Here is an 18567-nt window from a genome sequence, read left to right as displayed (position 1 = left end):
TCAACTATTTAATGTTTATTTAATTTTAGATTACTTAAAAACTTTTAGTTAGGAGGTAAATAACAATATGTTGGCTGTCAAAGTTAAAGATTTAGTTAAGAAGTACAATGATAGAGTAGTTCTAAATAAAGTCAGCTTCAATGTTAAGAAAGGAGAAATCTTAGGGATTGTTGGAAGAAGTGGAGCTGGGAAGAGTACATTAATTAAAATTTTAAGAGGCTCCTTAGATTATGATGAGGGAGAGGTTGAAATTTTAGGAAGGAAAGAAAACTTTAAAGAAGTTACAGCCATTCACTTACAGAGAAATTTTGCCCTCTGGGCAGAGCCAGTTATAAACAATGTGATAAGAAAGTTGTATGCTATAAAAAATAATGCTGATGAATCTCTACCTATTGAGGAAGAGTGGGAAGAGTATGAGAGGGAGGCTATAGAGATCTTAAAGTTGGTTGGCTTAGAGCATAAGAAGGATGCCTTTGCAAATATATTAAGTGGTGGAGAGAAACAGAGGCTAATATTAGCAAGACAGATAACTAAGCTCTATTTAAAGAGAGAGGGAGTTTTACTATTGGATGAGCCAGGAACAATGGCTTGCCCAGCCTCTAAGCAGAAGTTATTAGATGCTATAAAAAATATTAGGGATAAGTTAGAGATCACAGTTATCTTAACCTCTCACCTACCAGATGTTCATGAGTATCTTTGTGATAGAGCCATTCTTTTAGAAAATGGAAAAGTTAAAATGGATGGAGAAGTTGGAGAAGTGCTAAAAGAATTTTTAAAGGATATGAAAGAGCCATATAAGAGGAAACCAAATATAAAGGATAAAAAGATAATAGAGGTTAAAAATGTCTCTAAGAGATACTATGTTGTCCATGGAGGGGAAACACTAAATTTAAAGAACATCTCTTTCTATGTAAGAGAGGGAGAAATAGTTTCTATCATTGGCCCAAGTGGTGTAGGGAAAACAGTTCTCATTAGACTAATGGCTGGTTTAGAGTTGCCAGATGAGGGGGAGATAATAGTTGATGGTGTTAACCTTAAAAACTTTGGTTGGGAGAGGGTAGAGTTAAGGAAAAGGATAGGAATAATGCATCAAGAATTTTCTCTCCCTTACTATCAAACAGTTGAGAATCTTTTAAAATATAGGTTAGGGTTAAAGGGAGAAAAGGCTATAGCTCATGCAAAGGCATTAGCTAAAGAGCTAAACCTCTCAGAGAAGATTGTTGATTCTCTTTATCAGTTAATAGATCTTCCAGAATCTGAAAGGATTTCCAAGTTACAAAAGCTTGGCTTGAGTGAAGAGATAATTTATAAACTTTTCCCTCCAATTGTTGAAGACTTTAATCCAGAAGATATTTTAGAGGCTTTAGATCTAAGTAAGGAAATCTTAAAGAAGAAGGTTTCTGAGCTTAGTGGTGGAGAGAAGGTTAGAGTAGCTATAGCCTTGGAGTTAATAACTAAGCCTAAAATCTTGTTCTTAGATGAGCCATTTGGAGACCTTGATCCAATAACTTTAAGAGATGTAGCCAACTATTTAAAAAAGATCAATGAAAAATTTGGGACAACTATAGTGTTGGTTTCTCATCATATTGACTTTATAAAGGAGATTAGTGATAGAGCCATCTTACTTGATAGAAGTGAGGTAAAAGAAGGGAAGCCAGAAGAGATCTGTGAAGAGTTCATAAAGAAAAGTGAAGCCAAGTTTATGAGTTAAAGATACTTATCTACAATCTCTTTAACTCTCTTATAAGCTTCATTGTCCTCAGGAAGGTTCCATAGAGGAATGCCTTTTAAATCATACTCAGCTATCTCCTTATTGTATGGAAGCTTACCAATCAACTTTAAGTTTAGCTCTTTTGCATACTCTTCAACCAACTTCTCATATTCAGGCTTAACCTTGTTAGCTACAACATAGATATCTTTAAACTTAACTTCCAACTCATTAGCCAACTTCTTTATCCTCTCAGCTGTTTTTAAACCCCTCTTTGATGGATCAGTTACAACTATCATTAAATCTACATTCTGTGTAGTTCTTCTACTTAAATGCTCTAAGCCTGCTTCAGTGTCAATAATAACATAGTCATAATACTTAGAGAGCTCATCTATAATTTGCCTAAGCCAGTTATTGACACTACAGTAACAGCCACTACCTTCAGGCCTTCCCATGACTAAGAGATCATAGTTATCAGTCTCAACCAAGATCTCATAAATTTTACTCTTTAAAAACTCTAACTTTGACATTCCTCCAGGTAGCTCTTTTTTACTCTCAACAATCTTCTTTAACTCCTCCCTAATATCTCCAACTGTCTTTTCTACCTCAACTCCAAGAGTGTCTGGAAGATTAGAGTCTGGATCAGCATCAACAACCAAAATATTTTTATTTTTCTTTGAAAGAGCTTTAACTAACAAAGTTGTAAAAGCAGTTTTTCCTACTCCTCCCTTACCACTAACTGCAACTATCATTTTTATCCCAAATTAAGCTAAAAAACGGCGCGGGGGGGGAATCGAACCCCGAGGGCCATCGCCCTCGACGGATCTGAAGTCCGCCCCGGGCTACCAAGCCCGGTACCCCGCGCCACGTAAAAATAGGTTTTGGATAGGAGCACTATTAAAAGTACTATTATCCTTTATATAAAACTAACTTTACCAAAAACCTTGTTAGGTGGTTTGATGAAAGTTTATATTGTTGGTGCTGGACCAGGAGATAAGGAGTTAATAACCCTAAAAGCTCTAAAATTAATAAAAGAGGCTGATGTTATAGTTTATGATGACTTAATTGATAAGGAAATTTTAAAAGAAGCTAAGAAAGATGCTGAGCTTATCTATGTTGGTAAGAGGAAAGGGAGGCATTCATTTAAGCAGGAGGAGATAAATAGAATATTAGTTGAGAAAGCTAAGGAAGGGAAAAAAGTTGTTAGATTAAAAGGAGGAGATCCCTTTATCTTTGGGAGAGGAGGGGAAGAGATTTTAGAGCTAAAGAAGAATAATATTCCCTATGAGGTAGTTCCAGGAGTTAGCTCAGCCATTGCTGTGCCTGAGGTTGTTGGAATTCCTTTAACACATAGAGGAGTAGCTAAGTCAGTAACTATAACAACAGGACATGAGAAAGAAGGGGAGAAGAAGATAGACTATAGTAAATTTGTGGCAGACACTTTAGTTATTCTTATGGGTATAACTAACTTAGAAAATATTGTTAAAGAGCTTATGAAAAGTAGAGGAGAGGATGAGCCAATAGCCATAATATTAAAGGGCTTCACAAAAGAGCAGAGGGTTATTAAAGGTACTTTAAAGGATATAGTTGAGAAAGCTAAAGATATAGAACCTCCAGGGATCATAGTGGTTGGGAAAGTTGTTAATGTCTTAGAAGGTGAGTAAATTGAGGAAACTCTTATTTTTATTAATTTTTTTGCTAATACTTGGCTGTCTAAATCTTAGTAAGGAGGAGATTAAAGTTAAAGAGGAAAATAAGAGTATAAAAAATAATAAAACTAAATTTAACCCCATAACAATAAACAATTCCACACAAAATAACAGTGAAAATAATACTAAAGAAGAGCTAAAAAATATTAGTGAGGAAAAGATAATTTACAGCACTATAAACTTAGATCCTGAAGAGCTATTTTTAGAGCTTCCATATTCAGAAACAATGACTTACAACAATGAAATAATAAAAAAATATAAGAATATAACATTTGTCATTTCAAAAGAGCCTATTGACTTGTCTAATGCCTATTTATTTAATAAGGTTGAAGTGAAAGAAGAAAGAGATAAGCTTGGAAATTACAAGATTTATAAGTTTATTCCTCTTGATAGAAATATTTCTATCAGCTACTGTTTCTATCAAAGGGTTGGACTTTACTATATTATACTACAAACCTACAACATAGAAGAAGGAAAAGAGTATTGGGATAAGTGGAGATCTTACATACTAAAGAAGGTGAGCTCTTTTGATCACTGACATCTTAATCATAGGTGGAGGAGGAGCTGCTTTAAGGGCTGCTATTGAGTGTAGAGGAGTAGATGTTATAATAGCTGTTAAAGGCTTACTTGGAAAGAGTGGCTGTACTGTGATGGCTGAAGGTGGTTACAATGCTGTCTTCCATAAAGAAGATAGCTTCAAAAAACACTTTTATGACACTGTAAAGGGTGGAGCCTTTATAAACAATTTTAGATTAGTTGAGCTCTTGGTTAAGAATGCTCCAAAGGAGTTAATAAACTTAGAAAAGTTTGGCTCTCTATTTGACAGGAAAGGGAAGTTTATAGCTCAAAGACCATTTGGAGGCCAATCCTTCCCAAGAACTTGCTACTCTGGAGATAGGACAGGGCATGAGATTATTAGAGGTTTGTTAGAATATATAAATAAATTTGAGAGGATAAAGGTTTTAGAGGAGGTTATGGCCATCAAGTTGATAGTTGAAAATAATAGATGTTATGGAGCCTTATTTTTAGACTTAATTAATGAAAAAATTTTTCCAATTTTTGCTAAAGCCACAATCTTAGCCACAGGAGGAGCTGGACAACTATATCCAATAACTTCAAATCCAATACAAAAAACAGGAGATGGCTTTGCTTTGGCATATAATGAAGGAGCTGAGCTAATAGATATGGAGATGGTTCAATTTCACCCTACTGGAATAGTGGGGAAGGGAATATTGGTTACTGAAGCAGTTAGAGGAGAGGGAGGAATATTACTAAACAAAAATAAAGAGAGGTTCATGGAGAGATATGATAAAGAGAGAATGGAGTTAGCTACAAGGGATGTTGTGGCAAGAGCCATATATAGAGAGATACAAGAAGGTAGAGGAGTTAATGGAGGAGTTTATTTAGATGTCTCTCACTTACCAAGTGAGGTTATTGAAAAAAGGTTAGAAACAACCTTAAGGCAGTTTTTAAGGCTTGGGATAGATATTAGAAAAGAGCCTATGCTTGTCTCTCCTACAGCTCATCACTTCATGGGAGGGTTAAGGATAGATGAGCATTGCAAAACCAACATTGAAGGACTATTTGCCTGTGGAGAGGTTGCTGGAGGAGTTCATGGAGCTAATAGACTTGGAGGGAATGCCTTAGCTGACACTCAAGTCTTTGGAGCCATTGCTGGGAGGTCAGCTTTAGAGTTCATTGAAGATGAGAAAATAGAGAAAATTTATGTAGATATAGAATTACCAAGTGGAGAAGAGAAAGCTGAGAAATATATAGAGAAAGTGAAAAAATTGATGTGGAACCATGTCTCAATCATAAGAAATGAGGAAGGCTTAAAGAAAGCTTTGAAAGAGATTGAAAGTATAGATTTAGAGAATGTTGGAGGAAATTTACAAAAGTATTTTGAGCTAAAAAATATGATAACTGTTAGTAAGTTGGTTATAGAATCTGCTCTATATAGAAAAGAGAGTAGAGGAGCTCATTATAGGGAAGATTATCCTGAAACTAAGGAGGAGTGGAGAGGAAACATTATTATAAGAGAAAATAAAATTAAATTTGAAAAAAATAATTATGATGTTGAAGAATACTTAAAGAGGTTGTAGCCTATGGAAGAGTCAAGACTTGACTGCCCTGTTTGTAAAGGGAAAGGAACTTTAAAAGTCATAAATAATAAAATAAATATCCCTTACTTTGGAGAGGTTTTAGAAACCACTATGATTTGTGAAAACTGTGGATTTAGAAGATGTGACATCTTTCCCTTAGAAGTGAGGGAACCTTCAAGATATAAGTTAAAGGTTAAGGGAGAAAAAGATCTATGTAAGAGAGTTATAAGAAGCTCAACTGGTTATATTGAAATCCCTGAGCTTGGGGTAGAAATAACTCCTGGCCCATTAGCTGAGGGCTTTGTTAGTAATGTTGAAGGAGTTTTAGATAGAGTTGATAACATCTTACAAACTCTTATAAGATGGGCTGAAACTGAAGAACAGAAGGAGAAGGCTGAAAAGTTAAGGGAAAGGATAGAGAAGGTTAAGAAAGGGGAGGAAGAAGTTACATTAGTGTTAACAGATCCCCTTGGACACAGTGCTATTATTGGAGAGGGTGTAGAGGAAGAGATCTTAGATGAGGAAGAGGCTAAAAAATTGAGAGGAGACATTTTAATATTTGAAAAGAAAAAGGAGGAGAAATAAATATGGTTACTCTTGTAGATTCCCCTGAAAAGTTAGATCCAACTGAAAAATTGTATTATAAAAGGATTGTTGATTTTATAAAAAATGTGCTAAAGATAGATGTTAGTCAATATAAGCCTAACTATATCTTAAGAAGGTTGAGGGTTAGGTTAAAGGCTACTAAGTGTAACTCACTAAAAGAGTATTATGAATATTTAAGAACTCATAAAGAGGAGCATGAGGAACTTGCAGAGACTTTAACAGTTAATGTTACAGAGTTCTGGAGAGATATAACTGTTTATAAGGAAATTCAGAAGATTATAGAGGGATGGGTTTCTGACAGAACAAGAAGAAAAATAAGAATTTGGAGTGCTGGTTGTTCTTCTGGAGAGGAACCATATGGAATAGCTATTATAGTGAATGAAGCTATGGAGAAATATAAAAGGAAGCTATTAAATGTTACTATCATAGGAACAGATATAGATAAGGAAGTTTTAAATAAAGCAAGAAGAGGAGTTTATCACATAAAACAATTGAAAAATTTGCCTCCAAATATTATAGAGAAGTACTTTACTAAGCTCAATGAAGAGGAATACATGATAAAGCCAATAGTTAAGAAGTATGTTAAGTTTCAATATCATGACTTAATTAAGGATCCACCTTTAAAAGATATGGACATGGTTCTATGTAGAAATGTTATTATATACTTTGATAAAAAGGTTCAAGAGCAAATATTTTTAAAGTTCTATGAAGCTCTAAACCCTGGAGGCTTTTTAGTCTTAGGAAAAACTGAAATCTTACATGGAGAAGCTAAAAAATTATTTAAAACTTACAATGCAAGAGAGAGAATTTATCAGAAGCCAGTTGATGCTAAGTAAAGAGCTTGTCTAACTTAGATAGTGAGTCTGGGTCTATTAAAATTAATAAATAACATTTTATTGGGAATTTTCCTATTATCTCTACTTTTATGTCAAATAGCATAACTACATCACTTTTTTCAGAAATTTCAGCTATTACACTCTCAACTATTGAAAATCCTACATCCTTAATAAACTCAGGTGGAGTTATGTTAATCTCATCTTTTAATTTATTTGCAAAGACATTTAAAAATGCTGATACTACTATATTTCCTACCTCTCCAATTAAAGAGCTTTCCAGCTCTTCATAATCTGGAAGATCAGATTTATGAACTAAGCTATCCCATAAAATATCAACTAATAAAAGCTTTTCTAACTTCACAGCATCTTTTTCTGGGATTAAAATTAAACTCTTCCCAGACAAGGCTCCATTAAAGTCTATTCTAACAGATTTATAAAATTCCTCTCCAAACTGTTCAGGGACAAAATCAATTAAAGCAAATCTTAACCCTAAAAAGAAGATATTTACATTTTCCCCAGTTAGCTCAGAAAAGGCACCTTCCATATTAGAAACAGCTTCTTTAGATATCTCAATAAGCTTGAAAATTGGCTTTAATAGACTCATGACAATCCCCCTTAACAAGCCCCCCTTCAACTTTTCTAATTATAATTTTTAGTGAAAATTATTATTTATATAATTTCTCAGCATATTCTTTAGCCATCCTCTCAGCATCAAAGTATTCAACTATATGATTTACACAGTTACAAGCCTTGATCCACCAAGCTTCAGTGTCATAGAGATCAGAGACATCTGAGAGTAGAGAGTAGATACAGTTAGCAACATATTCATCATCATCCCTAACTCCATCTCCTATGGTGAAGCTATCATCTGGATACATCTTAGCCCATTCTACATGCCAGCCATCTAAGGTGCTCATGTGAATAGAGGCATTCATTGAAGCAGTCATTCCTGAAGTTCCAGAGGCTTCATGCTTTAACTTAGGAGTGTTGAGCCATATATCTGAGCCTTGCTTTAACATCTTACTTAACTTTAACTCATATCCAGTTAAGATAGCAGCTCCTTTAAGGCTTCTTGTTTTTGAAACTATATAGTTGAAGGTTGCTATCATCTTACTATCTGCTGGATGTGGCTTACCTGCCCATATTACTTGAATTTTCTTTTTCTTTATTAATTCCCTAAGCTTCCTCTCATCATATAGTAAGATGTATGGCCTTTTATAGGGAACAAATCTTCTTGCCCAAACCACTGTTAGCCTATTCTTTTTAAAAATCTTTCCTGTCTGATCAGCAACTTCTTCAAATAAGATCTCTTTAAGCTCTAACTTTCTCTCCCTTAATAGATCTATATCATACTTCTCAGCAGCCTCCTTTATTATAGAATCTTGCCAATAATGCCTATCTTGAGCATTTGTTATAGCCATAATTTCACACCTATCCTTTAAACCTCTCCACATCTCTTCACAAACTTCCCTATGCCTCTTAGACACTGCATTAGCTTTTTTACTAACCCTTAAAGCACAGGCAGTATAGTTAAAGGGCTCACCACCAAGTTTTTTAGCAACCTCTAAGCTAACATCTTCAAAGAAGTTCATTGAATTTAAGAAGTTTAGATCTTGAACCTCATTTCCCTCTGGTAGAGGGGTGTGAGTAGTGAAAACTACATGCTCTTTAACATAGCTTAAGTTATGCTCAGAGAGCATCTTAAAAACCAATGGTAGAGAGTGGGGCTCATTCATGTGGAATAATTCAACATCTTTCTCAAGCTCTTTTATAGCTATGTAACCTCCCTTCCCTAAGAGAATCTCTTGAGCCACATGTAAAAGATTGTTGGCATCATACAACCTATAACTAATTTCCCTTCCAAAGTCATCATTTTCAGGGATGTCAGTGGTTAAAAAATAGATTGGGCAAGTGTTAAAGACATCTTCCTCTAACTTATAAACCTTAACCCAAACATCCCTATTATTTATTTTAATGGAAAATTTGAAGTTTAAGTCTTCTAAGAACTCATAATATTTTCTTATGTACTTCACTTCCATATCTCCATTGACATCTCTAACTTGGTCATAATAACCATAGCTCCATAGTATGGAGACTCCAACCAAGGGCTGATTTAACCTCTTAGCTGCTCTAAAGTGTGAGCCTGCAAGGAAGCCAAGCCCTCCAGCATAGGTTTTTAGAGCCTGATCTATAGCAAACTCCATACAAAAATAGGCTGTCTTCTTCATCTTTCTTCCTCTAAGACTTTCTTTAAGTACTCTATCTCCCTATTTATATCAAATCTCTTTATAGCTTTAACATTAAATATTTTATTCTTTAGTATTCCATAGATCACTATTTCATCTCCTAACTCTCTATTTAACTTCTCAGCTCTCTTTCCATAGGCTCTACATTCTAAGACTCCAGTGCCATCATCTAACATAACTCTTAAGAGCTTAACCTTCTCAGCTTCAACTATTCCACAGTTTGGGCATTCTCCATTTATAACTCTTCTCCTACAAATTGGACAAAGCTCAATTTCATCCTCTTCTTTCTTAACTATTGTTCCCCTAACCTCTGATAACTCATCCTCTATGAGCTCAATGATGAACTTCTTATTGTAAAATCTAACCTTCTCTATCCTCCCATATCTTGTTAAAACCAGCTCATTCTTTTTAACACTTGCATTATAAACCTTAATAACATCCCCTTCCTCCAGCTCTATGTTAGCAGCTTCCTCCCAGAGGGTTAACCTTATAGGGGTTCCATCATCTATAATAACATTTTTAACCCTCTTCTTAACTCCATCAACCTCAACAATATTATCCTTCACATCTGTAACCACTCCAAAGACATTGGCAATATCTAAGTTTTCTTCAAGTATCTCCTTTATTTTGTTGAATTTAACTTCTCCCTTTTTCTCTATGATCACTTCACTATCTATTCCAGCATTTAAGCTTATCACTTCCTCTCCATCCATCCCAACATATTTTTTAACCTTACAGTTCTTTATTAAAACTATATCTCCCTCACTTACATTATCTAAGTGACTACAGCCCATCCCCCAAAAGGTTATTTTAACCCTTCCTGTTTCATCTTCAACTATCAAATCTTGTACTTTAATAGGTTTTTCAAGCTCAACAGTTCTCTTTAAGCTCTTAGCTAAAACTTTTCCTCTTATTGAAACCCTCTCTCCTTCATCTCTATATTTTAAATCTTCAATAGGGACTACTTCAATCTCTCCATCTGCTCTTTCTAAGATCTCTATATTTGTAGCACTACATTCAAGTTGGTTAGGATTATAATAATTAGGGACTATCCAACCTTTAACTCTAACAAGGTCTCCAACCCTTATCTCAGTGTCAGCAAGGTCGTGCCATAAAACAACTCTTATACTGTCTTCTCCATCAGACAAAATGAAAGATCTGAACTTTCCCTTTTCAAATCTCTTTATGGGTAGGGAAGAGAAGACAGAGCCTTCAATAATTGCAAAGTCTCCAATATTTAAGTCTTTGATTTTCTTAGTTTCAACCTCTTCCTTTCCAAGCTTAATAACCTCTGTTTCATCAGTGGAAACTAAGGATAATCTCTTTTTCCTCTTAACCCTAACCTTCTTTAGCTCTATAATATCTCCTTCTTCCAACTCTATATTAATGTTCCAAAGTGTTACAGGGACATAGCCAGTTTCATCTCCAATAACTAAGTTTATAACCCTCTGACTCTCTGTTGAGCTCTCCCTAACATCATAAACCTTTCCCTTTATACTCACTATCATTCCATCTTCAAGATCTTTAATTTTAAACTCTTCCTCTGGCTCTTCCTCAATATCTATCCCTTCCTCCTTAGCAAGCATTAAAATGGCAGCTTCCTTGGTTATAATTCCCCCATACTCATTTATTAACCCCTTAACTCTCTCTTCAATCTCATCCTCAGTTAAATTCAACTTCTTAGATAAGATTTTTTTAACATATTCATAGTTCATTTTTCATCCTCTCTTTAATTAATTCTAAATATTGGCAAACTTTACATAACTCTCCAGAGCAAGGATAGTTACATTTTTTACATCTATTAATTTTTTCCTCATAGTTTATCAATTTAATTAATTTCTCATAGCCTCTAACTATACTAAACCTAACTCCTGGCTTCATCTTCTCCAACAGTTTAATAATTTCTTTCATCTTATGCCTATAGGATAGAGAAGAGTAAGGACAAGGCTCTTTTTGATACTCTAATTTTACAAGGTCAGCATAAAACTTAACCTCTTCCTCAGGAACATACTTTAGTGGCTTTATTCTCTTAACAAAACCTTCAGCATCTTTACCAAAGTAAATAATATTTTTTATATTCCCCTCAATATAGTTCATTAGAATAGTTTGAGCATGGTCATCTAAGTTATGTCCTATGGCTAAGTAGTCAGAGTCTTTACTATACTTATTCAACAAGTATCTTCTAAAAACAGCACAGATTGAGCAGGGCTTATATTCTTTTAATAAAGTGATCATCTCATCTAAAGTATAGTTAAACTCTTCTTTCAGATAGATAACCTTTAACTCCAACCCTTCCTTTTCACAGAACTTCTTAACTACTCTTAAAGCTTTATCTCTAAATCCTTCAATACCTTCATGTATAAAAATACATCTTAACTTAACCTCAGGGTAAGATAGTTTATTTAAAATGTGAGCCATAACTAAGCTATCCTTCCCTCCACTAATCCCTATATTTATTTTCACTCCTCTCTTCATATAGGGCTTTACTACTTTCTTTACTCTTCTCTCAACCTCCTCCTTAAAACAGTTTTCACATAAATATTTATTTGAATATGCTTGATAATATATTCCTTCATTCCCACACTTACACTTCATAAGTATTCCCTAACAAAGGTCTTAGCTAAGGCTATTAATGAAACTATTGGAGGCTTTCCAAGACTATCCTTAAAGAGAGAAGAGTCACAGACATATAAATCTTCCTCTAAGGAAAAGTCTTTAATAAAGCTTAATGTCCCCCCAGGATGTGAGCCTCTTGCTCTTGTGATGTAGAGCTCTTCAACCCCTAAGTCATAGAGAAACTTTGAAGCCTTACTTATCCCTCTCCCCAAAATTTTTAAGTCTTCTCTACTTATCTCCTTCTTTACACTATCCTTTAAAACTATTCCATCATTTTCATCCTTTATTTTAACCATAATTCCAACTATGTCCTTCTCTTCTACATCTCTCTCTTTTTTAATCTCTCCATAAATTAGCTTTGAGTAGTGAGGAGATAAAATAAAGTTACCATAGTCTTTATAAACCAACATAGAGAGATGTTTATTAAGATGAGAATCTTTTAAGATCCCTCCAACTGTAACAAAAGTGTCTACAAATAAATTCTTTCCTACTCTTTCATCTTTATCTAAAAAGAGCCTTGCAGTTCCTATGGCTCCAGCTGAAACTATAACCTTCTCAGCCCTAATTTTATAATCCCCTTCTATAATAAAGTGATCTTTTTCTCTCACAATTTCCTTTACTTCAAAATTCTTCACTATCTTAGCCCTACTCTCCTTTAAGTAATTTATTGGTGTCCACTTAGCCTCACATGGCTTCCTTGAGCATAGGCCACACTTGTTACACTTGTCAAAGTCTATAAATTTACTCATCTTTTTAAATCCTCTATCTAATAGGAAGTTATCAAACTCTGAAAGAAACTCTTCACTTGGCTCCTTTATATTTAACTCCTCCCAAATCTCCTTATAGAGGTCTCTCTTTATTTTATATCCCTCAATTTTTTTTAATATTACAGCATTTCCAAGGGAGAAGATGGAAGAGCCTCCTAATCCCTTTGTGTGGATAACTTCAACATTCTTTCCTTCATTTTGATAAACCACTTTGTCCCCTTTCTCAATCACAATTACATTATCATCATTTAACTCCTTAGCCACTGTTGAAGCTGAAACTCCAGAGCCAATTATTGCATATTTGAACATTCTTTCATCCTTTTTATTTTTTTAATTAATAGCTCTTCATCTTCCTCTTTCTTAATATCTCTCTCAATTCTATCTTCTTCCTCCCAAGACTTTCCTTTAAATCTCTTAGCTATTAAATAAATTTCAGAACTCTCCTTCCTTGAGGCTCTTGGCTTTGTTAAATAAACTTTATCAAAATACTTTTTAGCTAAATTTTTTAGCTCATCAACCATATCTCCATAGAACACCTTTGCCACAAAGTGGCCATCTTTTCTTAACATTTCGGTGGCTATCTGTAAAGCTGTCTTAACCAACTCTACAGATCTTGCATGGTCAACAGCCCAGTGGCCACTTATGTTAGGGGAAGCATCACTTATAACAACATCAAACTTCTCCCTTCCTCTCTCTCTTAAGATCTCTTTAATTTTTTTTAAATTCCTCTCCTTTGTAAAATCTCCTTGGATAGGGATAAGATTTTTATCCTTAAATGGCTTTACTTTTTGTAAATCAATTCCAACTATCAACCCCTGATCTCCAACAATCTCCTTAGCAGCTTCCATCCATCCTCCAGGAGCACAGCCAAGGTCTAAGACAGCTTGTTTAGGCTTTAAAAAATGGAACTTCTCATTGATTTGTAAAAGTTTAAAGTAAGCTCTTGACCTATACTTTAACTTTTTAGCCAACCTATAGTAAGGATCTCTCTTCCTCTTCATTATCCAGTTTTTGTCTTTTCTTCCCATCTATGATCACAAAAAATTTTTTAGGTGAAGCTCTTTGATAAAAGATAGCTTATATATTCTCATGTCAAATATATATAGCAAGTTCATGGCATATCTTTTTTATTACCTAACAGCCATATTTTTAGGAACCTCATCCTTTGGAATTTTAAGAGCTTTACTTCCAATTTTAGACACTCTAACAATTTTTTTTACTTCAGGAATTCCTCCATCTATAGCCAAGTTCTTAGCTGAAGATAAAGAGAAGGATTTAGGAAATTATTTAGGGATCTTATTTCTCATGCTTTTCCTATCAATCTTTGGCTTTATAGTAATGATTAATATTAAGTATCTATTAGGTGGAGGTTACTTAGAGATTGATAACTCTATCTACTTAATCCTTGGAATTTCAATTTTTGTCTCCTCAATTATAGCCTTCTGTAGGGGCATTTTACAAGGACTTTTAAGGATAAAGGAGTTAAGCCTAACCTGGCTTACAGAGAGTACTTTAAAGATTTTATTTTTATTATTTCTTATCTCCTTAGGACTTTTAGGCTCTTTCTTATCTTTAACTTTAGCCTCCTTGGTTACAGGAATTCTTTTCTTCTTTTATATATTAAGGATTATGAAATTTGAGAGAAAGATAAGGATAAATTTTTCTATAGTTAAGTATGCTATCCCAATCTCTTTAACCTCAGCCTCTTACAGGCTCTTTGGAGATCTTGACAATATTATTATTATGTCCTTCCTTGGCAGTTATTTCAGTGGTATCTATGGCTACTCCTCCCTAATATCAAGGGGAGTCTATATGATCTCCTCTTCCATCTCAATCCCTTTACTCCCAAAAATAGCCAAGAGTAAAGATAAAAATTTATTAAAAAAAGCTTTAATTTTAAATACTCTCTTCTCTTCTTTTATCTTACTCCCTATTTTTCTCTTCCCAGGATTTTTTTTAGAGTTCTTCTTTCATGCTAAAACTTTAGAAGGAGAAATTTGCTTAAAAATTCTTCTTCTCTCCTCTCTTTTCATGAGTTACTTTAATATTATCTCTTCCTATCTTCAAGGTGTTAATAGGGCTAAGCTCTCCTTTTATATCATTGTTCTTGGCATCCTCATAAATACAATATTAAATATTATATTGATTAAGCTCTATGGGATAGTTGGAGGTAGCTTAGCCACACTATTGGCCTCTCTCTCAATATTAATTATAGCTCTTATGGTTGTGAGAAGATGAGATATGATTTTCACATGCATACAGTTTACAGTGATGGGGAACTAATCCCTTCAGAGCTTGCAAGGAGGGCTAAGGTTTTAGGGCATAAGGTTATAGCTATAACTGATCATGGAGACTTCTCTAACTATAAAGAGTTGATAGAGAAAGCTCTCCTCTCTAAGGAGATTGAGAAATATTTAGACATAAAAATTATTGCTGGAGTTGAACTTACTCATGTTCCTCCTAAGGCTATTCCTAAACTTGCAAGGAAAGCTAAAGACTGTGGAGCTGAGATTGTAGTGGTTCATGGAGAAACCATAGTTGAGCCAGTTGAGGAGGGGACTAATTACTATGCCTCAATGTCAGAGGATGTTGATATCTTAGCCCATCCAGGAATTATTGATAAAGAGACAGCTGAAAACCTAAAAGAGAATAATATCTTCCTTGAAATTACTTCAAGGAGAGGACATAGCTTAACCAATGGCTTAACTCTAAAGATAGGGAGAGAGTATAAAATTCCAATGGTTGTTAATACAGACACCCATAGCCCTAAAGACATAATAAACTTTGAGTTTGCTAAAAAAGTTTGCTTAGGCTGTGGGATGACAGAAAAAGAGGCTGAAAAAGCTTTAAAAGAGTATCCAAAAGAGTTATTAAAGAGGTTAGGATTGCTCTAAGATGAGGTAGACATCATTGTAGTCAATAACTCCATTGTTGTCCATATCTAATAATTTTTCCTGATCAGTGTTTGCAAAGTTTCCTACATAGTATAATAAGGTTATATAAGCATCTTCCTTATCTACTTTAAAGTCTCCATTTGCATCTCCTTTAACATGGGTAATTCCTTTTATAGAGACAGCATAGTCTCCTCTAAATAGCATATCTTTAGCCACTAACTTACTTGTATCTACATGGTGATGGAAGCCCATAAAGTCCTCTGCTCCTGGACCATAGGCTAAGAGTGGGACAGGAACAGCTGTATGCTTATGGGAGATAAATTTAACCCCTACTCTCTCATCAATAATCTCAGCTATGGTATTTGAGAGTGCATACTTATTAGTTGATTTTAAAGCCTCATCAATTTTTTGTAATTCATCTTTATTTAGCTCTATATTGGCATAAGTCTTTAAAACTGTCTTAGGATCTGCTCCTTCTTTAATAAGCTTAGCCATTCTATAGGCTGAAGCCTTGATATTTAAAATTTTGTCCTCATCTATAGAGTCTCCATAGTTTAATCCTAAACCTAAGCCCCCAGTTTCATGGTCAGCTAAGACAATAACTAAAGTATCTCCTCTCTTTTTGGCATAGTTTAAGCAGTATCTGACAACATCATCAAACTCCTTAGTTTCAGCTACCACTGAAGCTATGTCATTTCCATGACATGCATGATCTATTCTTCCACCTTCAACCATTAAGAAGAAACCATTAGGATTTTTCTCCAATATCTCTATAGCCTTTTTAGTCATGTCTAACAAGCTTGGTACATCTTCATTTCTATCTAAAACATAAGGAATATGGCTATCTGAAAATAGTCCTAACAAGTATTTGCTGTTAGCCTTTTCCAGCTGATCTTTATTATAAACTATTTCATAACCTTCTTCTTTATATTTCTCCAACAACTCATTAGAAAATTCCTCTTTTCCTCCACCTAAAAGGACATTAATTTTTTTCTCCAAGTATTGCTTAGCTATTTCTTTTTCCATATCTCTATTTTCAACATGAGCTCCAAACACTGCTGGAGTAGCATGTGTTATTCTTGTAGTTGTAACCAATCCTGTAGCTTTGTCTAATTTCTTAGCCAACTCTAAGAGAGTTGTTACATTGTAATATTTCCCATTATTCTTAACCTGTGAGATAATCTTATTGTAGGTCTTAAATCCAGTTGCTATAGCTGTCCCAGCTGCAGCTGAATCAGTAACTTCACCACTTAAAGAATTAGTCATCTCATAGCCAGAATATGGAAAGTCTTCCATTGCTAAATGTCCATAGCAGAGCTTAGTTATATAAACTTGGGAAATTCCCATTCCATCTCCAATTAAGACTATAACATTCTTAGCCCTTCCTTCTATTGGCTTATTTGAGAGAGCGAAACTTAAACCTGATGCTAAGAGAAGAGATATTAAAAGTATAGCTAAGAATTTCTTCATAACTTCACCTCAATATTTTTCTAAACTAATTAATTTCATAAGAATTATATAAAATTTTCTAAATGTTAAACTTTATTTCATATTTTATGAACTAAGTAAGTATAAATAGTGCTTTAAATTGTTTCAAGAATAAAATTAAACAGAGGTAGTGAAAAGATGAAAGTTAGAGAGGAAGTGAAAAAATTAAAGCCCTATGTTCCTGGGAAGTCTAAAGAAGAAATTATAAAGAGATATGGAGTTAAGAGAATAATTAAGTTAGGGTCAAATGAAAACCCTTGGGGGGCTTCTCCAAAAGTTAAAGAAAGAATTATTAAAGAGCTTGATAGGATTCATGAGTATCCTGAGCCCATAAATGAAGAGTTGTTAGAGGAGTTGGAAAACTTCTTAGGAGTTTCTAAAGAAAATATTATTGTTGGTGGGGATGGAGCTGATGAAGTCTTAGACATTCTATTTAAAACCTTTGTAGATAAGGGAGATGAAGTTATTATTCCAATCCCTACCTTTACTCAGTATAGGGTTTTAGCTCAAATTTATGGAGCTAAAATAAGGTTTGGGAAGTTTGATAAGGAGAGAGAGTTTAAGTTAGATGTTGATAGTGTCTTAGAAAATATTAGTGAGAAAACAAAATTAATTTTTTTATGCTCTCCAAATAATCCAACTGGAAACTTAATAGATGATGAAGCTATAAAGGAGATAGTTGAGAGTACAGAGGCTTTAGTAGTTATTGATCATGCTTATATTGAATACAGTAGTAGAGGAGATTGGACAAGAAAGATAGAAAAATATAACAATATTTTAATTTTAAGAACCTTCTCTAAGGTGTTTGGCTTAGCTGGCTTAAGAGTGGGTTATGGAGTAGCCAATGAAGAAATTATAAACTATATGCTTAGAGTTAAGCCAGCCTTTAGCTTAACAAGACTTAGCCAAGTAGCAGCTATAGAGGCCTTAAGAGACAAAGAGTTCTTTAATAAGTGTGTGAAAGATGGGATAAAAAGTAGGGAGCTTCTCTATAAAGGATTAAAAGAATTTGAAGAGCTTAAAGTTTATCCCTCTGAGGCAAACTATGTTTTAGTTGAGCTAAAAACAATGTCTTCAAAAGAGTTCTGTGAAGAGCTTTTAAAGAGAGGAGTTATAGTTAGAGACTGCTCATCCTTTGATGGGTTAGGGGAGAACTATGTTAGAATCTCCATAGGAACCTTTGAAGAAATAAAAGAGTTCTTAGATATCTTGAGAGATATTTTTAGATAAAACCTTAAGTATTGAGAAAACATCTATTACTCCAACAACTTTATTATTTTCATCAACCACAGGATAGGCTATATCTTTATTTTTGATCATCTCTTCAGTCACTTCTAATAGATCATCATCTTCCTTAACTATCTTTATCTCATCCAAGTATCTCATTAAATCTTCAACCTTTGAATGCTTACATCCTGATAAGATATCTAAGGAAGTAATCCAACCAACAAGCTCATCATCTTCAATAACAGGAGCATATAACAAATTCTCACTAACAAAGAGATAGGCTACATCTCCACCTATGTCATTTGGAGATAGCTTTATAAACTCTTTCTTCATAACATCTTTCACTTTCATAGCCAACCCCTCACTTT

General features: G+C 34.2%; 18 protein-coding genes and 1 tRNA gene. 9 read left to right on the top strand and 10 right to left on the bottom strand.

Annotation, left to right across the window (positions count from 1 at the left end):
• The first annotated feature begins 67 nt into the window (after positions 1–67).
• The gene (locus tag METIN_RS02675; protein ID WP_013099953.1) at positions 68–1711 is read left to right on the top strand and encodes an ATP-binding cassette domain-containing protein; all 1644 of its coding nucleotides are present in this window, start codon (positions 68–70) and stop codon (positions 1709–1711) included.
• On the opposite strand, the gene METIN_RS02670 is transcribed toward METIN_RS02675, so the two are convergent.
• On the bottom strand, positions 1708–2460 hold the full coding sequence (locus METIN_RS02670) for an ATP-binding protein (RefSeq protein ID WP_013099952.1): 753 nt from the start codon (positions 2458–2460) through the stop codon (positions 1708–1710). The two genes, METIN_RS02675 and METIN_RS02670, sit on opposite strands and share 4 nt — an antisense overlap.
• Positions 2461–2485: 25 nt before the next feature.
• Positions 2486–2574: transfer RNA gene (locus METIN_RS02665), tRNA-Sec, on the bottom strand.
• A 93-nt stretch (positions 2575–2667) separates the two neighbouring features.
• Between METIN_RS02665 and cobA the strand changes: the two genes are divergently transcribed.
• From cobA to METIN_RS02640, 5 genes are read left to right on the top strand one after another with little or no spacing between them, the layout of a single operon-like run.
• Positions 2668–3372: a uroporphyrinogen-III C-methyltransferase gene (cobA, locus tag METIN_RS02660; RefSeq protein ID WP_013099951.1), complete on the top strand. Its 705-nt coding sequence runs from the start codon at positions 2668–2670 to the stop codon at positions 3370–3372.
• Position 3373: 1 nt separating this feature from the next.
• Complete coding sequence (locus METIN_RS02655) at positions 3374–3955, top strand: hypothetical protein (RefSeq protein ID WP_013099950.1); 582 nt, start codon at positions 3374–3376, stop codon at positions 3953–3955.
• Complete coding sequence (gene tfrA, locus METIN_RS02650; RefSeq protein WP_013099949.1) at positions 3945–5519, top strand: fumarate reductase (CoM/CoB) subunit TfrA; 1575 nt, start codon at positions 3945–3947, stop codon at positions 5517–5519. The genes METIN_RS02655 and tfrA overlap by 11 nt, the downstream gene beginning before the upstream one ends.
• A 3-nt stretch (positions 5520–5522) precedes the next feature.
• Entirely contained in the window at positions 5523–6104 is a 582-nt protein-coding gene (locus tag METIN_RS02645; protein WP_013099948.1) for a ZPR1 zinc finger domain-containing protein, read from the top strand.
• Between the two features lie 2 nt (positions 6105–6106).
• Positions 6107–6961: a CheR family methyltransferase gene (locus METIN_RS02640; protein ID WP_013099947.1), complete on the top strand. Its 855-nt coding sequence runs from the start codon at positions 6107–6109 to the stop codon at positions 6959–6961.
• On the opposite strand, the gene METIN_RS02635 is transcribed toward METIN_RS02640, so the two are convergent.
• The 6 genes from METIN_RS02635 to METIN_RS02610 all read right to left on the bottom strand — a co-directional run bounded on the left by METIN_RS02635 (position 6954) and on the right by METIN_RS02610 (position 13618).
• On the bottom strand, positions 6954–7565 hold the full coding sequence (locus tag METIN_RS02635) for a chemotaxis protein CheC (RefSeq protein ID WP_013099946.1): 612 nt from the start codon (positions 7563–7565) through the stop codon (positions 6954–6956). The two genes, METIN_RS02640 and METIN_RS02635, sit on opposite strands and share 8 nt — an antisense overlap.
• Before the next feature lie 61 nt (positions 7566–7626).
• The gene (gene glgP, locus METIN_RS02630; RefSeq protein WP_013099945.1) at positions 7627–9189 is read right to left on the bottom strand and encodes an alpha-glucan family phosphorylase; all 1563 of its coding nucleotides are present in this window, start codon (positions 9187–9189) and stop codon (positions 7627–7629) included.
• Positions 9186–10922 (bottom strand): OB-fold nucleic acid binding domain-containing protein, encoded by a 1737-nt coding sequence (locus METIN_RS02625; protein WP_013099944.1) that lies wholly within the window; start codon positions 10920–10922, stop codon positions 9186–9188. Before METIN_RS02625 ends, glgP begins: the two co-directional genes overlap by 4 nt.
• Positions 10912–11802 carry a TIGR00269 family protein gene (locus METIN_RS02620; protein ID WP_013099943.1) on the bottom strand — a complete coding sequence of 297 codons (891 nt, stop codon included), beginning with the start codon at positions 11800–11802 and terminating at the stop codon, positions 10912–10914. Before METIN_RS02620 ends, METIN_RS02625 begins: the two co-directional genes overlap by 11 nt.
• Positions 11799–12899: a hypothetical protein gene (locus METIN_RS02615; protein WP_013099942.1), complete on the bottom strand. Its 1101-nt coding sequence runs from the start codon at positions 12897–12899 to the stop codon at positions 11799–11801. The genes METIN_RS02620 and METIN_RS02615 overlap by 4 nt, the downstream gene beginning before the upstream one ends.
• Positions 12881–13618: an RlmE family RNA methyltransferase gene (locus METIN_RS02610; protein ID WP_013099941.1), complete on the bottom strand. Its 738-nt coding sequence runs from the start codon at positions 13616–13618 to the stop codon at positions 12881–12883. The genes METIN_RS02615 and METIN_RS02610 overlap by 19 nt, the downstream gene beginning before the upstream one ends.
• A gap of 34 nt (positions 13619–13652) precedes the next feature.
• On the opposite strand from METIN_RS02610, the gene METIN_RS02605 reads away from it, so the two are divergent.
• Both METIN_RS02605 and METIN_RS02600 read left to right on the top strand, forming a co-directional pair.
• The gene (locus METIN_RS02605; RefSeq protein ID WP_013099940.1) at positions 13653–14828 is read left to right on the top strand and encodes an oligosaccharide flippase family protein; all 1176 of its coding nucleotides are present in this window, start codon (positions 13653–13655) and stop codon (positions 14826–14828) included.
• Positions 14825–15484: a histidinol phosphate phosphatase domain-containing protein gene (locus METIN_RS02600; RefSeq protein ID WP_013099939.1), complete on the top strand. Its 660-nt coding sequence runs from the start codon at positions 14825–14827 to the stop codon at positions 15482–15484. Before METIN_RS02605 ends, METIN_RS02600 begins: the two co-directional genes overlap by 4 nt.
• Here METIN_RS02600 and METIN_RS02595 read toward each other — a convergent pair.
• Positions 15470–16954 carry an alkaline phosphatase gene (locus METIN_RS02595; protein ID WP_013099938.1) on the bottom strand — a complete coding sequence of 495 codons (1485 nt, stop codon included), beginning with the start codon at positions 16952–16954 and terminating at the stop codon, positions 15470–15472. The genes METIN_RS02600 and METIN_RS02595 overlap by 15 nt on opposite strands.
• Before the next feature lie 156 nt (positions 16955–17110).
• Between METIN_RS02595 and hisC the strand changes: the two genes are divergently transcribed.
• Positions 17111–18202: a histidinol-phosphate transaminase gene (gene hisC / locus METIN_RS02590; protein ID WP_013099937.1), complete on the top strand. Its 1092-nt coding sequence runs from the start codon at positions 17111–17113 to the stop codon at positions 18200–18202.
• On the opposite strand, the gene METIN_RS02585 is transcribed toward hisC, so the two are convergent.
• Positions 18173–18550, bottom strand: coding sequence for a CBS domain-containing protein (locus METIN_RS02585; protein WP_013099936.1), 378 nt, complete (start codon positions 18548–18550; stop codon positions 18173–18175). The genes hisC and METIN_RS02585 overlap by 30 nt on opposite strands.
• Positions 18551–18567 lie beyond the last annotated feature (17 nt).

Origin of the sequence: Methanocaldococcus infernus ME (assembly GCF_000092305.1) — an archaeon.
Lineage (GTDB): Archaea > AGJL01 > Methanococci > Methanococcales > Methanocaldococcaceae > Methanocaldococcus > Methanocaldococcus infernus.
This window is presented reverse-complemented; position numbering and strand designations above follow the sequence as displayed.

What these genes read in the sequence shown, in the direction of transcription:
- METIN_RS02675 (WP_013099953.1), top strand. Translation starts at nt 68, where the DNA reads ATGTTGGCTGTCAAAGTTAAAGATTTAGTTAAGAAGTACAATGATAGA.
- METIN_RS02670 (WP_013099952.1), bottom strand. Translation starts at nt 2,460, where the DNA reads ATGATAGTTGCAGTTAGTGGTAAGGGAGGAGTAGGAAAAACTGCTTTT.
- cobA (WP_013099951.1), top strand. Translation starts at nt 2,668, where the DNA reads ATGAAAGTTTATATTGTTGGTGCTGGACCAGGAGATAAGGAGTTAATA.
- METIN_RS02645 (WP_013099948.1), top strand. Translation starts at nt 5,523, where the DNA reads ATGGAAGAGTCAAGACTTGACTGCCCTGTTTGTAAAGGGAAAGGAACT.
- METIN_RS02640 (WP_013099947.1), top strand. Translation starts at nt 6,107, where the DNA reads ATGGTTACTCTTGTAGATTCCCCTGAAAAGTTAGATCCAACTGAAAAA.
- METIN_RS02635 (WP_013099946.1), bottom strand. Translation starts at nt 7,565, where the DNA reads ATGAGTCTATTAAAGCCAATTTTCAAGCTTATTGAGATATCTAAAGAA.
- glgP (WP_013099945.1), bottom strand. Translation starts at nt 9,189, where the DNA reads ATGAAGAAGACAGCCTATTTTTGTATGGAGTTTGCTATAGATCAGGCT.
- METIN_RS02625 (WP_013099944.1), bottom strand. Translation starts at nt 10,922, where the DNA reads ATGAACTATGAATATGTTAAAAAAATCTTATCTAAGAAGTTGAATTTA.
- METIN_RS02620 (WP_013099943.1), bottom strand. Translation starts at nt 11,802, where the DNA reads ATGAAGTGTAAGTGTGGGAATGAAGGAATATATTATCAAGCATATTCA.
- METIN_RS02615 (WP_013099942.1), bottom strand. Translation starts at nt 12,899, where the DNA reads ATGTTCAAATATGCAATAATTGGCTCTGGAGTTTCAGCTTCAACAGTG.
- METIN_RS02610 (WP_013099941.1), bottom strand. Translation starts at nt 13,618, where the DNA reads ATGGGAAGAAAAGACAAAAACTGGATAATGAAGAGGAAGAGAGATCCT.
- METIN_RS02600 (WP_013099939.1), top strand. Translation starts at nt 14,825, where the DNA reads ATGAGATATGATTTTCACATGCATACAGTTTACAGTGATGGGGAACTA.
- METIN_RS02595 (WP_013099938.1), bottom strand. Translation starts at nt 16,954, where the DNA reads ATGAAGAAATTCTTAGCTATACTTTTAATATCTCTTCTCTTAGCATCA.
- hisC (WP_013099937.1), top strand. Translation starts at nt 17,111, where the DNA reads ATGAAAGTTAGAGAGGAAGTGAAAAAATTAAAGCCCTATGTTCCTGGG.
- METIN_RS02585 (WP_013099936.1), bottom strand. Translation starts at nt 18,550, where the DNA reads ATGAAAGTGAAAGATGTTATGAAGAAAGAGTTTATAAAGCTATCTCCA.